This window comes from Nocardioides sp. LHG3406-4 (genome assembly GCF_049897745.1).
Classification (GTDB): Bacteria; Actinomycetota; Actinomycetes; order Propionibacteriales; family Nocardioidaceae; genus Nocardioides.
In genome coordinates, this window is the sequence record NZ_JAFCWV010000008.1 from 37,718 (window position 1) to 51,948 (window position 14,231).

10 protein-coding genes are annotated in these 14,231 nt (G+C 71.3%); 7 read left to right on the forward strand and 3 right to left on the reverse strand.

The features are described from left to right. Positions 1-15: 15 nt before the first annotated feature. The 3 genes from ACP7BP_RS20950 to ACP7BP_RS20960 are packed head-to-tail and all read left to right on the forward strand — an operon-like array spanning position 16 to position 1,553. Complete coding sequence (locus ACP7BP_RS20950; protein WP_426247586.1) at positions 16-426, forward strand: cupin domain-containing protein; 411 nt, start codon at positions 16-18, stop codon at positions 424-426. A 1-nt stretch (position 427) separates the two neighbouring features. Then, positions 428-1,207: an SDR family oxidoreductase gene (locus tag ACP7BP_RS20955; RefSeq protein WP_426247588.1), complete on the forward strand. Its 780-nt coding sequence runs from the start codon at positions 428-430 to the stop codon at positions 1,205-1,207. Beyond that, positions 1,200-1,553 carry a nuclear transport factor 2 family protein gene (locus tag ACP7BP_RS20960; protein WP_426247589.1) on the forward strand — a complete coding sequence of 118 codons (354 nt, stop codon included), beginning with the start codon at positions 1,200-1,202 and terminating at the stop codon, positions 1,551-1,553. The genes ACP7BP_RS20955 and ACP7BP_RS20960 overlap by 8 nt, the downstream gene beginning before the upstream one ends. A gap of 45 nt (positions 1,554-1,598) precedes the next feature. Here ACP7BP_RS20960 and ACP7BP_RS20965 read toward each other — a convergent pair whose 3' ends face one another. Then, a complete protein-coding gene (locus ACP7BP_RS20965; protein ID WP_426247590.1) occupies positions 1,599-2,486 on the reverse strand; it encodes a trypsin-like serine protease in 888 nt (295 codons plus the stop codon). A gap of 141 nt (positions 2,487-2,627) precedes the next feature. On the opposite strand from ACP7BP_RS20965, the gene ACP7BP_RS20970 reads away from it, so the two are divergent. Together ACP7BP_RS20970 and ACP7BP_RS20975 are read left to right on the forward strand one after the other, a co-directional pair. After that, positions 2,628-3,131 carry a nucleoside deaminase gene (locus ACP7BP_RS20970; RefSeq protein ID WP_426247591.1) on the forward strand — a complete coding sequence of 168 codons (504 nt, stop codon included), beginning with the start codon at positions 2,628-2,630 and terminating at the stop codon, positions 3,129-3,131. After that, on the forward strand, positions 3,128-3,535 hold the full coding sequence (locus tag ACP7BP_RS20975; protein ID WP_426247592.1) for a VOC family protein: 408 nt from the start codon (positions 3,128-3,130) through the stop codon (positions 3,533-3,535). Before ACP7BP_RS20970 ends, ACP7BP_RS20975 begins: the two co-directional genes overlap by 4 nt. Before the next feature lie 19 nt (positions 3,536-3,554). Here ACP7BP_RS20975 and ACP7BP_RS20980 read toward each other — a convergent pair whose 3' ends face one another. Both ACP7BP_RS20980 and ACP7BP_RS20985 read right to left on the reverse strand, forming a co-directional pair. Further along, on the reverse strand, positions 3,555-4,136 hold the full coding sequence (locus ACP7BP_RS20980; protein ID WP_426247594.1) for a dihydrofolate reductase family protein: 582 nt from the start codon (positions 4,134-4,136) through the stop codon (positions 3,555-3,557). An 80-nt stretch (positions 4,137-4,216) separates the two neighbouring features. Then, on the reverse strand, positions 4,217-4,768 hold the full coding sequence (locus tag ACP7BP_RS20985; RefSeq protein ID WP_426247596.1) for a hypothetical protein: 552 nt from the start codon (positions 4,766-4,768) through the stop codon (positions 4,217-4,219). A 616-nt stretch (positions 4,769-5,384) separates the two neighbouring features. Between ACP7BP_RS20985 and ACP7BP_RS20990 the strand changes: the two genes are divergently transcribed. Next, positions 5,385-13,628, forward strand: coding sequence for a CshA/CshB family fibrillar adhesin-related protein (locus ACP7BP_RS20990; RefSeq protein ID WP_426247597.1), 8,244 nt, complete (start codon positions 5,385-5,387; stop codon positions 13,626-13,628). After that, positions 13,625-14,131, forward strand: coding sequence for a hypothetical protein (locus ACP7BP_RS20995; protein ID WP_426247599.1), 507 nt, complete (start codon positions 13,625-13,627; stop codon positions 14,129-14,131). The genes ACP7BP_RS20990 and ACP7BP_RS20995 overlap by 4 nt, the downstream gene beginning before the upstream one ends. Positions 14,132-14,231 lie beyond the last annotated feature (100 nt).

Here is a 14,231-nt window from a genome sequence, read left to right on the forward strand (position 1 = left end):
ATCCAGGAGCTTGCGATGAGCCAGTCCGACCACTTCTCGACCGAGGCCCAGGGCACGCCGACCGCCCCCGGCCGCTACGCGAAGATCGACGACATCCCGAGTGTCGAGCTCGTCCCCGGTCTGGGGTTCCGGCCCGTGCTCGGCGAGAGCATGCTCGCCAACTTCGTGTCCTTCGCCCCGCACACCGAGGCCCCGGTGCACACCCACGTCGAGGAGCAGATCGTCATCGTCCTCGAGGGTGAGCTGGAGTTCGAGCTCGACGGCGACGTCCGGGTGATGCGTCCAGGCGACGTGGCGGTGATCCCGCCGTGGGTGCCCCACGGGGCCCGGACCCGGGACAGTTCCTGCCTGGAGGTCGACATCTTCTCGCCGCCGCGCGCGAACCTGATCGCCCAGGCCACCGCGTCGGCACAGTCGGGCGACTAAGATGGAGCTCGGCCTCGCCGGCCGCCGCGCGATCGTCACCGGCGGCTCGAAGGGTCTCGGCCTCGCGATCGCGCACGAGCTGGCCAGCGAGGGCGCCGACCTGGCCATCTGCGCCCGCACCCAGGACGAGGTCACCGCCGCTGCGGAGGCCCTGCGCGAGCACGGACACCGCGTCGAGTCGGCCGCGGTCGACGTCACCGACGCTGCGGCCGTGCAGACGTTCATCGACCACGCTGCGACGTCCCTGGGCGGGCTCGACATCCTGGTCAACAACGCCGGGGGAGCCACGCCCGGCACCTTCCAGACCCTGACCGACGACGCCTGGCAGCACGACATCGAGGTCAAGCTCATGGCCCAGGTGCGCTGCTCCCGGGCAGCCCTGCCGCACCTGCAGGCCAGTGATGCGCCCCGGATCATCAACGTGAACGCCGTGTATGCGCGCTCTCCTGAGCCGAGGTTCTTCGCCACCACGGTCAACCGGGCCGCCTGCCTCAATCTCAGCAAGGCGCTGGCCATGGAGCTAGGCCCTCAGGGCATCCTCGTCAACAGCGTGAACATCGGCTTCGTCACCACCCCGCAGTGGGAGAACATCCGTCAGCGCCGCGCCCCCGAGTCGTCGATGGAGGAGTTCAGCGCGACCCTCGCGGCCGACGTCCCGCTGGGGCGCTTCGGCGAGCCCGACGAGGTCGCCGGGCTGGTCGCGTTCCTCGCCAGCAGCCGAGCGTCGTACATCACCGGCGCCAGCATCGACGTCGCCGGAGGGCTCGGCGGGCATGTCTGAGGTCGAGGAGTTCGTCCGTCGCTACTACACGACGGTGGACACCCTCGGCGCGGTCGAGACCGTCGCCCTCTTCACCCCGGACGCCGTCTACCGACGCCCGGGCTACGCGGAGATGAAGGGCCGCGACGCGCTCGCGCACTTCTACGGCGCGGAGCGAGTGATCGCCGGTGGCCAGCACACGGTCGAGTCGATCCTGGCCGACGGCGCCAGCGCCGCGGTGCGCGGGACGTTTCGGGGAGTCCTCCGCGACGGGCAGGACGTCGAGGTGGGCTTCGCCGACTTCATGAGGTTCGAGTACGGCCTGATCGCCGACCGGACGACGTACTTCTACAGCCCCGCGGTCTGACGGTGGCCGGTCGGAGCACAGCGTCTGCGCTCCGACCGGCGGGTGTCAGAGCTGCACGACGTTGATCTCGTTCCACTGCTCCTCGGTGAGGACCGACTGCATCCACTGCTGGACCGCCGCGGTGTCCACCCGGAAGTTGAACTCCGTGCCGCCGCAGACGTTCCGGCTCATGCCGAACGACGTCACGGCGACGATGGTGTCGGTGCCGTAGAGCAGCGTCGGACCACCGGAGTCGCCGAAGCAGGTGCCTCCGCCACCGCGGCCGGGGGCCGACGACAGCTGGACGTTGATGCCGTTGGCGACGCCCCTGGTGCCGATGATCCACGTGTTGGCCATCAGGCGGCTGCGGTAGGACTCGGTGGCTGCCGGGTTGCCGTTGACGTAGGTGACCCCGTAGCCGGAGACCGTCACCCGAGCGCGCGGCCCGGTGCCGTACTCCTCCAGCGTGCCGGGAGCCGCGAGGGACCCGTAGCTGTCCAGCGCCAACGGCGCGTCGAGGATGGCGAGCCCTACGTCGTTGGTCGTGGCCGGGACGGTGATGCCCTGGTAGTCGAAGGCGTAGAACGTGCGGGCCGTGACCCCACCCGTGTAGGGGTAGCCCGAGCTGGCGGGGGTGTCGGTCTCCGGGTCGTAGTCGGCCCCGGCGTCCTGCTCGAAGTAGATGCGGGCGCTGCTGGCCAGCTCGCCGGTCGCGTCGTCGATGGTGACGCAGTGGCCGGCGGTGAGGAACACCGTCGGCGAGATCAGGGAGCCGGTGCAGCGTTGCACGAACTCGCCGTCCTGGTCGTAGAAGACGATGAGGCCGACGTACTCGTGTTCGAAGTCGGGGACGAAGTTGCCGGTGATGGCGCCGGATGGCGTCGCCATCATGCCGATCATCGCGAGGGCCAGCGCGATCGGCGCAGTGACCCAGCGAGCGAGGTTAGGAAGCATGTCGTGCTCCTTCGGGTGGGTGACCAGATCTGCATGTTGCGCCCGCCTGTCTAGGGGGGTCAACAGCCACCGGTACCCCGTTGTGGAGCCTTGTGACCGCAGTGAGCGGACCCTGCCGATCGAGCGTCCTACTATCGGTGGATGGACGAGCCTCCGGCGCTGACCTCCCAGGACCTCACCCACCTACGTCGCTGCCTCGACCTCGCCCGTGAGGCGTTCGCCGACGGCGACGAGCCCTTCGGATCGGTGCTGGTCGACCCGCACGGCGCCGTGCTGCACGAGGACCGCAACCGCACCGCCGGCGGCGACCAGACCCGCCACCCGGAGCTGGAGCTGGCCCGCTGGGCGGCGGCGCGGCTGGCACCGGAGGTGCGGCCGGACTGCACCGTCTACACCTCGGGCGAGCACTGCCCGATGTGCGCGGCCGGCCATGCCTGGGTGGGGCTCGGGCGGATCGTGTACGCCGGCTCGACCGCCCAGCTCACCGAGTGGCGGCACGGCTGGGGCCTGTCGCCCGGACCGGTGGCGCCGCTGCCGATCAACGCGGTGGCGCCCGGCCTGCCCGTCGCGGGACCGGCCCACGAGCTCGCCGAGGAGCTGCAGGAGCTGCACCGGCAGTACGCCGACAGGGCGGCGTCGTCGTGAGCGGGATCCGGCAGCTGCGGCTGGTCGTGCACGCGACCGACTACGAGGAGGCGGTGCACTTCTTCAGGGACGTGCTCGGGGCGCCGGTCGCGGAGGAGTACGCCGGGGACGGCGGCGCGCACGTCACCATCCTCGACGTCGGCCGGGCCACCCTCGAGCTCTCCAACGACGCTCAGGTCGAGCTGATCGACCGGGTCGAGGTCGGACGACGGGTGGCGCCGCACTTGCGGGTCGCGCTGGAGGTCGACGACTGCGAGGCGAGCACCCGCGACGCGGTCGAGGGCGACGCGGAGCTGATCGCGCCGCCCACCCGCACACCCTGGGACTCCCTCAACTCGCGGCTCCAGGCCCCGGCCGGCATCCAGCTGACGCTGTTCCAGGAGCTGGGCCGGCCGCACGGCTAGGTGTCGTCGCTCGCCCGCGTCAGTGGAGCGTCGGCCGGTAGACGAGCTCCTGCGTGTGCCCGTCGAGGGTCCGGCTCTCGATGAGCTCCAGGTCGAAGTCGGCCGCACCCCCGAAGACCGGGCTGTCGCCCGTCTGACCGGAGATGACAGGGAAGATCGTCAGCTGGACCCGGTCGACCAGGCCGGCCGCCATCAGCGACCGGTTCATCGCCAGGCTGCCGTGGGAGCGCAACGGCACGTCGGACTCCTCCTTGAGCCGGGCGACGACGTCGACGGCGTCGCCGCTCACGAGGGTCGCGTCCGGCCAGTCGAGCGGTCCGTCGAGCGTCGTCGACACCACCGTCGTCGGCATGCTCCTCATCCGGTCGTTCACCGGATCGAGCTCCTTCAGCTCCCCGGTGCTCGGGCCGAGCAGCTGCACGAACTCCCGGAACGTGTTGGCTCCGAGAACCATCCGCTGCTCCTCGCCGTACACCGCGAGGCGGCGGTCGAGGAACTCGGGACCCTGCTTGCCCCAGTAGCCACCCCAGTCGGCGCCGGCGACGTACGAGCCGAAGCCGTCGAGGGTGGAGAACACGTCGAAGGTGTAGGTGGCGGTCATGTCGTCTCCTCGCGTGCGGCTACATCGATCCTCCGACGTCACGTGCCTGGGCGCCAGAGCTTCGTACGGCGCGTGACGATTCAGGCCGGCCGCTCGTCGCCGTACCTCCAGGCCATCGACCACACCAGCGCCAACGCGCCGCCGATCGCCAGGGCGATCGCCAGGACAGCCGGGGCCACCAGCCACGTCTCACCCGTTCTGTCGGCTGTGACACCGAGTACCCGAAAGGTCAGGTAGCCGCCGAGTGCCGTGGCCGCGAACTGCTTCTGGCGTCGTTCACCACGGGCACTGGTCTCCCGGCGGTGCAACGGGTCGGTCCCGCGCTTCGCGAAGCCAGCCCCCACGTTGGAACGCGCGGAACGGAAGAGTGCCCGCGCCAGCAAGGAGAGCACGAGAGCGCCGGTCGAGATCGCCGCGCCGACCCACGCGTTGCGAGAGGCGGACAACCCTGCCTCGACGGCTGCGACGGCGACGTTGATGAGGATGAGCCAGTCGAACGCGCGGGACACGAAGGACTCGTGCTCGACCCGGGCCCGGTCGTCGGGTAACGCGTCGTACCGACGCGCCCCGCGCTCTCCGGCGTAGCGGGCGTTGACCGCCACGAGCATCACGGCCACGAGCAGCTGCAGCATGAGACCCCCGATCCCGACCTCGCGTGGTCATGGGTGAACCTAGGCGACCAGTGTCCGGCAACGCGAGAGCCAGCCCCATGAGTCGGCACCGCCCCGGCCACATCGGACCGGGGCGGCGCCGTACTGCTCTCGCCTAGCTCCCAGAGATGATCCCCGGCAGGGCAGCGTCGAACATCTCGACGACGGGCTCAGCCGGGGCTGTCGAACTGGCAGTCGCCCACGCTGTAGAAGCTCAGCAGAGCATCGACGACCGAGGAGTCTGAGGCATCGAGGGCGCCTTTGCCGCAAGGCCCCCCACGGGGGATACGTGGGAAGTGGCGGGGACCGTGCAGAGCGCGACCTGACCGGGCGCCCAGACGCCCACCCCTTGCGGAAGGCCGCCGACCCTTGCGTCGCCGGACATCGGTCCATCGAGGGCTACACCGACCGAGGTGACAGGTGAGCTACCGACGGGACAGCTCCGGGCCGTGCCGCGGCGTACGGCGAGTGAGAACGCTGCTACGCGAGCATGGCCGAATTCCGACACCCGCGCGTCCGCTTATCGGATAGCCTGCCGAGCGGGTGAGGGAAAGGCACGTTTCCGCAGGGCGATCACCGAAGGGGATCTCGGACAATCATGCGCGCGCATCCCGCTGCCCGGCGCTCTCCCTTGGTGCTCCTCGCCGCCGTGAGCCTGCTGCTGGCAGGGCTCGTCGTGACGACCGTCGCCGACCCACCGGACGCGGACGCGCGCGTGGCGACCGGTGGCGCCGGCCGCTTCGTCGGCTCCATCGACTGGTTCGAGTGGGGCACCCCGAACGAGCTCATCCCGAACTCCGGCATCACGAAGACCAACACGGTCAGCCTGGGTGGCCAGACCATGCAGATCACGTGCTCGCTGAGCGGTATCTCCCAGACCGGCGGCACCGGCACGGCCCTCAAGGCCTACCGGCCCGGGTCGTGGCAGGGCGACGCGCTGGACGACATGTACAACATCGGCGGGACCGCCGGAAGCAACCAGTTGGTCTCCGGGCTCGCGAACAACGTGGCCGGCGCGACCGACCGGTTCCACGTCGCGTGCTCCGCGACCATCGGCGGCGCGCCCTTCCCGCTCGCCGGCCTCGTGATGGCCGACGCCGAGCAGTCCGGGCCCGCCGAGTACGTCGCCGCCACGCCGACCCCGGCCACCGCCGCGACCTGGCGCATCATCGACCGCTACCGAACGCCGGGATGCACCGCATCCACCCAGGCCACGCGGACCATCGCCAACCAGCTGAGGCTGACGGGCCCGGTCACACTCTGCGGCACAGGCCCGGCGGTGGTCGGGTTCATGGACGGCGCCACCGCCGCTGACGTCGAGATCCACGGCGGGGGTGCCAGCGCGATCGCTCTGGGCGTGATGGTGTCGGTCGACCACGGCGACGCCCCGGCGAGCTACGGCGATGCCGCGCACGTCGTGCAGTACGACTGGGCCGGCGGCACCGTTCCGGTGGGCACCACGCAGGCCAGCAACACGACGTTCGCGCTCGCGTCACCGGCCCAGCCGCCGACCAGGCTCGGCTCGAGCGTCGACCCCGAGCAGGCTGCGGTCCCTGGCTCCACCGCCCTGGGCGACGACGGCGACGGCACCGGACAGATGGGCCCCGCCGACGACGAGGACGCCGCCATCCCGCCGGCGACCATCGTCGTGAAGCCGGGCGACGTGTACACCCAGTCAGGGATCGCCTGCACCGGTCCCGGAACCGTGGCGGGATGGATCGACTGGAACCACGACGGCGACTTCGCCGACGCCGGCGAACGTTCGAACAACGCCTCCTGCACGGCCGGTTCGGTGAACCTGAGCTGGACCGTCCCGTCGGGCGTCACGCCGGCCGTGGGCGCCAACCGGACCTTCATGCGGTTGCGCATCGCGAGCAACGCCACGCAGATCGCCAATGCGTCTGGCTTCGCGTTCGACGGCGAGGCCGAGGACTACGCAGTCAACGTGACGCTCCCGCCGCGGCTCACGCTCACCAAGCAGGTCGCGTCGAGGATCGACCCGGCCGACCAGTTCACGGTGACCATGGCGGGTCAGGGGCTGCCGCAGGGCGGTGTGTCAGCCTCGACCACCGGCAGCGACAGCGCCGCGGGCACCGGGCAGCAGTTCGTCACGGTGGGCGGCGACTACACGCTCACCGACGCGATGGCGACCGGCAGCCCGAGCCCGCTGAGCGACTACGGCACGACGGTCTCCTGCGTCGACGCCGCCAAGGCGAACATGCCGGTGGCTACCACCGGCAGCGGGCCCGCCTGGACCGTCTCCGGCCTCGCCAACGGCCAGGACGTCCGCTGCACGATCACGAACACCGCACGGCCTCCGGTCCTCGACGTCGCCAAGGTCGCCGTCGGCAGCCCCACCGGCCCGGCTGCCGACGGCTCCTACTCTGCGCGCTACGACGTCACCGTCACGAACTCCGGCCCCACGGCGGGGACGTACGGCGCCCTCACCGACAACCCCTCGTTCGCCACCAACCTCGCTGTCGACGGTGAAAGCTGGACGACCGACGCGCCGGGCGTGCCGCCTGCTTCGATGGCGGGGTCAGGGCCCTTCCGGCTGGCGCCCGCGGGTACCCCGATCGCGCCACGAACCACCCACACCTACCACGTCACCGTGACATTCCACTTCAGCAACACCTCACCGGCGTCCGCATGCAACGGTTCCGTGGAGTCCGGCCTGTTCAACCGGGTCTCCGTGCCGGCCGGCCAGGAGAGCGACTCCAGCAACAACACCTCCTGCCAGCAGCCGCCGTCCCCGCCGGGCCCCCGACTCGCTCTCGACAAGACGGCCGGATCGGTGACGGACCTGGACGGCAACGGCCCCGACGCCGGCGACACCGTCACCTACACCTTCGAGGTCGCCAACCCCGGCGACGTGATGCTCGACCAGGTGACCGTCAGCGACCCGAAGGTCGGCCCCGTGACCTGCCCGGGCGGACCCCTCGCTCCCGGAGCGAGCCGCCTCTGCAGCCCGGTCACCTACGCGCTGACCCAGGGGGACGTCGACGCCGGCTCCGTCGACAACACGGCCACCGCGACCGGCAAGCCGCCGTACCTCCCGAGCGTGTCCAGCACCGACTCGACCTCGACCCCCGTTCCGTCCAACCCGCTCATCACGCTCGACAAGACCCACGGAGCGGTGCGGGACCTGGACGGCAACGGTCCCGACGCCGGAGACACCCTGACCTACTCCTTCGCGGTCACCAACACCGGCAACCGGCAGCTCACCGCGATCGCGGTCTCGGACCCGAAGGTCGGACCGGTCAGCTGTCCGGTCAGCACGTTGGCGCCGGGCGCATCGACCACCTGCACCCAGGCCTACACGCTGACGCAGGCCGACCTCAACGCAGGCGGCGTGCCGAACACCGCCACTGCCACGGGCACCTCTCCCGGCGGGTCGACCGTGCAAGCCACCGACACGGACACGGTCACCCTGTCGGCAGGCCCGAAGGTGAGCATCGACAAGTCCGCGGGAGCACTCGACGACGTGGACGGGAACGGTCCCGACGCCGGTGACACGATCATCTACTCCTTCACCGTCGCCAACATCGGCAATGTGACCCTCGACCCGGTCGCCGTGACGGATCCCAAGGTGGGCGGCCCGGTTGCCTGCGGGAGCGGCCCGCTCGCGCCCGAAGCGGGCCGGAGCTGCTCACAGGTCACCTACACCCTGACCCAGGCCGACGTCGATGCCGGCTCGGTGGACAACACCGCGTCGGTCGCCGGAACCCCGCCGAGCGGTCCACCCGTCACCGCGTCCGACGCCACGTCCACCCCGGTCGCGAGCAATCCCAAGATCGCTCTGACCAAGCATGCCGGCACTCCCGTCGACGTCAACGCCTCCGGCATCACCGACGCCGGCGACACCGTCGCCTACTCCTTCACGGTCACAAACCTCGGCAACCGGGCCCTCGACCCGGTGACCGTGACCGACCCGCTCGTCGGCACGGTCACCTGCCCGTCGGCCCCGTTGGCCCCCGACGCGTCCGTGACCTGCGCGGCCGACGCGCCGTACGCCGTCAAGCCCTCCGATGAGGGCGCCGGCTCGGTCGACAACACCGCGACCGCCTCCGGCACCGCCCCCGACGGCACCGTCGTCACCGCCGTCGACTCCACCTCCACCGCGGTCACCACCCCGCAGCCCCGCCTGACGCTCGACAAGCGGGCCGCGGCTCCTGTCGACGTGAACGGGTCGGGGATCACCGACGCCGGCGACACCATCGCGTTCTCCTTCACCGTGCGCAACGACGGCAACGTGCCTGTCCACGCGGTCGGGATCGACGACCCCACGGTGGGCGCGGCCGCCTGCGCGCCCACGGTGCTGGCTCCCGGTGAGGTGGCCGCCTGCACGGCCCCCGCCTACGTCGTGACCGACGGTGACGAGGCTGCTGGCAGCGTCGACAACCTCGCGACCGCGACCGGGTCGGACCCCGACGGCGACCCCGTCCGCTCCGACCCCGACGCCACGTCCACCCCCGTCACCACACCCGCTCCGTCGATCAGCATCGCCAAGCACGCCGCACCGCCGGTGGACGTCAACGACTCCGGCATCACCGACGCCGGCGACACGGTCGCCTACACCTTCACGGTCCGCAACGAGGGCAACGTCCCGCTCACCGGCGTTGCCGTGGCCGACACCCTCGCGGGCCCGGTCGTGTGCCCCGCCGGGACGCTCGCCCCGAACGAGTCCGTGGAGTGCGTCGCCGCCGCGCCGTACGTCGTCAAGGACGGCGACGAGGTGTCGGGCCGGGTGGACAACTCCGCCACCGCGTCGGGCACGGACCCGGACGGCGACCCGGTCACCTCCGACCCCGACACCACGTCCACACCGGTGACGGCACCGGACCCGAGGCTCACCCTCGACAAGAGGGCCGCCAGGCCCGTCGACGTGAACGGGTCGGGCATCACCGACGCGGGCGACACCATCGGCTACACCTTCACCGTCACGAACGCCGGCAACGTCCCGCTCACCCAGGTCGCCGTCGACGACCCCACGGCCGGCCCGGTCACCTGCAGCCCGACGTCGCTGGCACCGGGGGCGTCGGCGACGTGCTCGGTCGACCAGAGCTACACCGTGACCGGCGCCGACGAGGTCGCCACCGCCGTGGTCAACCGGGCCACCGCGACCGGCACCGATCCGGACGGAGCGGGCGTCGCCTCCAACCAGGACACCACGTCGACACCGGTGACCACGCCCGCTCCGCGACTGAGCATCGACAAGCGCGCCGAGAAGCCGGTCGACGTCAACGACTCGGGGATCACCGATGCAGGCGACACCATCGCCTACGCCTTCGTGGTCAAGAACGAGGGCAACGTCCCGGTCAGCGGCATCGCGGTCGACGACCCCAAGACTGGCACGGTCACGTGCACGCCGACCACACTCTCCCCCGGCGACAGCGCCGCCTGCGCGGCCGACGCGACATACGTCGTGACCGCCCAGGACGAGACCGCCGGCCTCGTCCGCAACACCGCCGTGGCCACGGGCGTCGACCCCGACGGCGGGACGGTCACGTCGGACCCCGACTCGACCAACACACCCGCAGCGATCCCGGCCCCGGTGCTGACGCTCGACAAGCGGGCCGGAGTGCCCGTCGACGTCAACGGCTCCGGCATCACCGACGCCGGAGACACGATCGCCTACACCTTCACGCTCACCAACGACGGCAACGTCCCCGTCTCCGGCATCACGGTGACCGACCCGCTCGCGGGATCCGTCACGTGTGCCCCCGACGAGCTCGCCGTCGGCGACTTCGTCGTGTGCACCGCCGACGCGCCGTACGTCGTGAACGCGGCGGACGAGGCCGCGGGCACCGTGCTCAACGTCGCGACCGCCCACGGCGTCGACCCCGACGGCGGTGCCTTCGACTCCAACGACGACTCGACCAGCACACCGGTCACCACACCGGCACCGAAGCTGACCCTCGACAAGCGTGCCGGCACACCTATCGACGTGAACGACTCGGGGATCACCGACGCGGGGGACACCCTCGCCTACACCTTCACGGTCACCAACGAGGGCAACGTCCCCGTCAGCGACATCGCGATCGTCGACGCCAAGGTCGGCCCGGTCACCTGCACGCCCACAGCCCTGGGCCCCGGTGACTTCGCGACGTGCACGACCGACACGCCCTACGTCGTCACCGAGGGTGACGAGGCCACCGGGAGCGTCGAGAACTCCGCCACCGCCACGGGCACCGACCCCGACGGCGGCGACGTGACATCCGACCCGGACACCACGTCGACGCCGGTCACGACACCGCGGCCCAAGGTCACCCTCGACAAGCGTGCTGCCGACCCCGTGGACGTCAACGGCTCGGGCCTCACCGACGCCGGTGACACCATCGCCTACACGTTCCTGGTCACGAACGACGGGAACGTGCGCGTCTCGACGATCCAGGTGGTCGACCCGACCGCCGGCCCGGTCACGTGCCTGCCCACGACACTCGCCCCGAGCGAGGTCGCGAGCTGCACCGCCGACTCGCCGTACGTCGTGAGCCAGGTCGACGAGTCGGCCGGGTCGGTGGTCAACGTCGCCCACGCCACCGGTCGCGACCCCGACGACGGCGCCGTCCGCTCCAACGACGACACCACCGCGACTCCCACCACCGTTCCCGATCCCAAGCTGACTCTCGACAAGTTCGCCGGCAACCCGGTGGACGTCAACGGCTCCGGGATCACCGACGCGGGCGACACCATCGCGTTCACCTTCACCGTCCGCAACTCGGGCAACGTGCCCGTCAGTGCGCTGACGGTCTCCGACGGACTGGCCGGCGCGGTCACCTGCACTCCGACGGCGCTCCGACCCGCTGAGGTGGCGACCTGCTCCGCGGATGAGGCGTACGTCGTCACCGAGGGTGACGAGACCGCCGGCTCGGTGGTCAACCACGCGACGGCGCTCGCGACCGACCCCGACGGCGACCAGGTCGAGTCGAACGAGGACACCACCTCGACCACGGTCACGATCCCCGACCCGAAGATCACCCTCGAGAAGACCGCCCAGCCCGCCGTCGACATCAACGGCGATCACCTGATCGGCGCCGGCGACACGATCGGCTACCTGTTCACGGTCACCAACACCGGAAACGTCCCCGTCACCGACATCGTCGTCGCGGACCCGACAGCCGGCGCGGTGTCGTGCGCCCCGACAACCCTCGTGCCCGGCGCGGTCGCGGAGTGCGCCACCGACACGCCGTACACCGTGACGCAGGCCGACGCCGACGCCGGCAAGGTCGTCAACCGGGCGGCCAGCACGGGGCTCGACCCGGACGGCGGCCCGGTGGCGTCCAACGAGGACACGGTCACGGTGCCGACGGACCGCAAGGCCTCGCTGCTGCTCGACAAGTCGGCCGCCCCACCGGTCGACGTCGACAACAACGGTGCCGACGTCGGAGACACGATCGCCTACACGTTCACGGTCCGGAACACCGGCACGGTCACCGTCTCCGGCGTCGCCATCGACGACCCCCTCGCCGGTGGAGTGACGTGCGACCCGACCACGCTGGCGCCCGGAGACGTCGCCTCCTGCACCGCCGACGCGCCCTACGAGATCACCCAGCCGCAGGTCGACGCGGGAACCGCCGACAATGCCGCGACCGCCTCGGGCACGGCAGCGGGCGGTGCCGACGTCACCTCGAACCTCGACGCCACGAGCACGCCGATCGACCTCTCACCCTCACTGGTGCTGGTGAAGCGGGCCACGCTGAACGACGGGGACGGGGATGGGCTCGCGGACGTCGGCGAGACCGTCACCTACACCTTCGACCTGCGGAACGCCGGGAACGTCACGATCTCCGACGCTGCCGTGAGCGACCCCATGCTCGCAGGGCTGCGTTGCGAGCAGGTGGTCTTGGCGCCGCACGCGTCCACGGCCTGTCGCGCCGACCCCCACCGCGTCACGCAGTCGGACGTGGACGCCGGCACGATCGTCAACACCGCTGTGGCGCACGGCAACGAGCCGGACGGCGAGCCGGTCGAGTCGCCGCCCTCGCAGGCATCGACCCGATCCGACGGCCGGGCGGGCATCGCCCTCGACAAGCGGGCGGGCGAGCCGTCCGACGCTGACGGCAACGGCGTGGCGAGCACCGGGGACACCATCGACTACACGTTCGTCGTGACCAACACGGGCACGTTGACGCTCCACGGCGTCGGCGTCGCCGACCCGAAGGCAGGTGCGGTGAGCTGTCCGGTGAGCGCGCTGGCTCCGCGGGAGGCGGCGACGTGCACGGCGGCGCCGTACGTCATCACCCAGGCCGACGTCGACGCGGGGAGCGTGCAGAACACCGCCAGGGCGTCGGGCGCGCCGCCGACGGGCGCGGCCACCACGTCCGAGCCCGACAGCACCAGCACCCCGACCGACCCCGCCCGCGCCCTCTTCTTGAAGAAGACGGCGTCGTTGCAGGACCAGGACGGCGATCATCGCGCCGACCCGGGGGAGCAGGTCCGCTACCGCTTCCTGGTGCGCAACACCGGGGCGGTGACCATCACCGACATCTCGGTCCAGGATCCCATGCTTGACGGAGTCTCCTGTCCGACGCAGGTGCTGGCCGGGGGCGACCAGATGGTGTGTCACGCGACGTACGTCGTCACCCGGGCCGACATGGACGCCGACGAGCTGACCAACACCGCGACCGCAACCGGCAGCGGCGTGACGGGCAAGGTCCACTCGCGGGCGTCGACCGCGGTGCTGCCGACCGAGGGCGCGGGTGGCAGTGGCAGGGGGGAGGGCCCTCTGCCCGGCACGGGTGGCCCTGCCGGTTGGCTGTTCCCCGGCGGGCTGGCACTGATCGCAGCTGGTCTGGCCGGCATCCTGGTGGGACGACGCACGCGTGAGAGGGAGCAGGCATGACGCCTCGACGGATCGGCCGCTCGGGCAGCCGGGCGCCGAACATCCGGAAGGTCACCACCGCCGCGACGCTCGCAAGCGTCCTGGCCATCGGCGTCACGGGATGCACGGACGGCGACGACCCTGGTGCCGAGCGTCCGTCGACGACCGGATCCGCATCGGCGAGCGCACCCGTCGACCCGGGCGACATCGCCCCTGCCGATCTCCCGGAGCCACCACGGGTCGACCGGCCGGCCGGGGCGGTCAAGGACGTGACCTTCGGAGCCTGCGACACCACTGCCGGGCGCCAGGACGTGACGGGGCGCGTGCACAACCCCACGGCCAGGGGCGCGGACTACGTCATCACCATCAGCTGGATCACGTCCGCCTCGGACGTGCGCGGTCGCGGCTTCACAGTCGTCCGAGACCTGGCACCCGGTGCCTCCACGGAGTGGAGCATCGACGCGCGGGTAGCCTCGGGAGCCACCGCCTGCACCCACAACGTGCAGCGCGGCCAGGTCAAGTAGTCACGCCACGGCCCGGTCGCGCGAGGCGGCGGCGCGACGGTTGCCAGCACACCCGTGAGCCTCCTCGTCCAGGGCCTCGGCGCCGCCCGGCGGATCGCGC

Bases quoted from the DNA above. Each gene is read 5' to 3' on its own strand.
- ACP7BP_RS20995 (WP_426247599.1), top strand. From the start codon at position 13,625: ATGACGCCTCGACGGATCGGCCGCTCGGGCAGCCGGGCGCCGAACATC.
- ACP7BP_RS20970 (WP_426247591.1), top strand. From the start codon at position 2,628: ATGGACGAGCCTCCGGCGCTGACCTCCCAGGACCTCACCCACCTACGT.
- ACP7BP_RS20955 (WP_426247588.1), top strand. From the start codon at position 428: ATGGAGCTCGGCCTCGCCGGCCGCCGCGCGATCGTCACCGGCGGCTCG.
- ACP7BP_RS20990 (WP_426247597.1), top strand. From the start codon at position 5,385: ATGCGCGCGCATCCCGCTGCCCGGCGCTCTCCCTTGGTGCTCCTCGCC.
- ACP7BP_RS20960 (WP_426247589.1), top strand. From the start codon at position 1,200: ATGTCTGAGGTCGAGGAGTTCGTCCGTCGCTACTACACGACGGTGGAC.
- ACP7BP_RS20985 (WP_426247596.1), bottom strand. From the start codon at position 4,768: ATGCTGCAGCTGCTCGTGGCCGTGATGCTCGTGGCGGTCAACGCCCGC.
- ACP7BP_RS20965 (WP_426247590.1), bottom strand. From the start codon at position 2,486: ATGCTTCCTAACCTCGCTCGCTGGGTCACTGCGCCGATCGCGCTGGCC.
- ACP7BP_RS20950 (WP_426247586.1), top strand. From the start codon at position 16: ATGAGCCAGTCCGACCACTTCTCGACCGAGGCCCAGGGCACGCCGACC.
- ACP7BP_RS20980 (WP_426247594.1), bottom strand. From the start codon at position 4,136: ATGACCGCCACCTACACCTTCGACGTGTTCTCCACCCTCGACGGCTTC.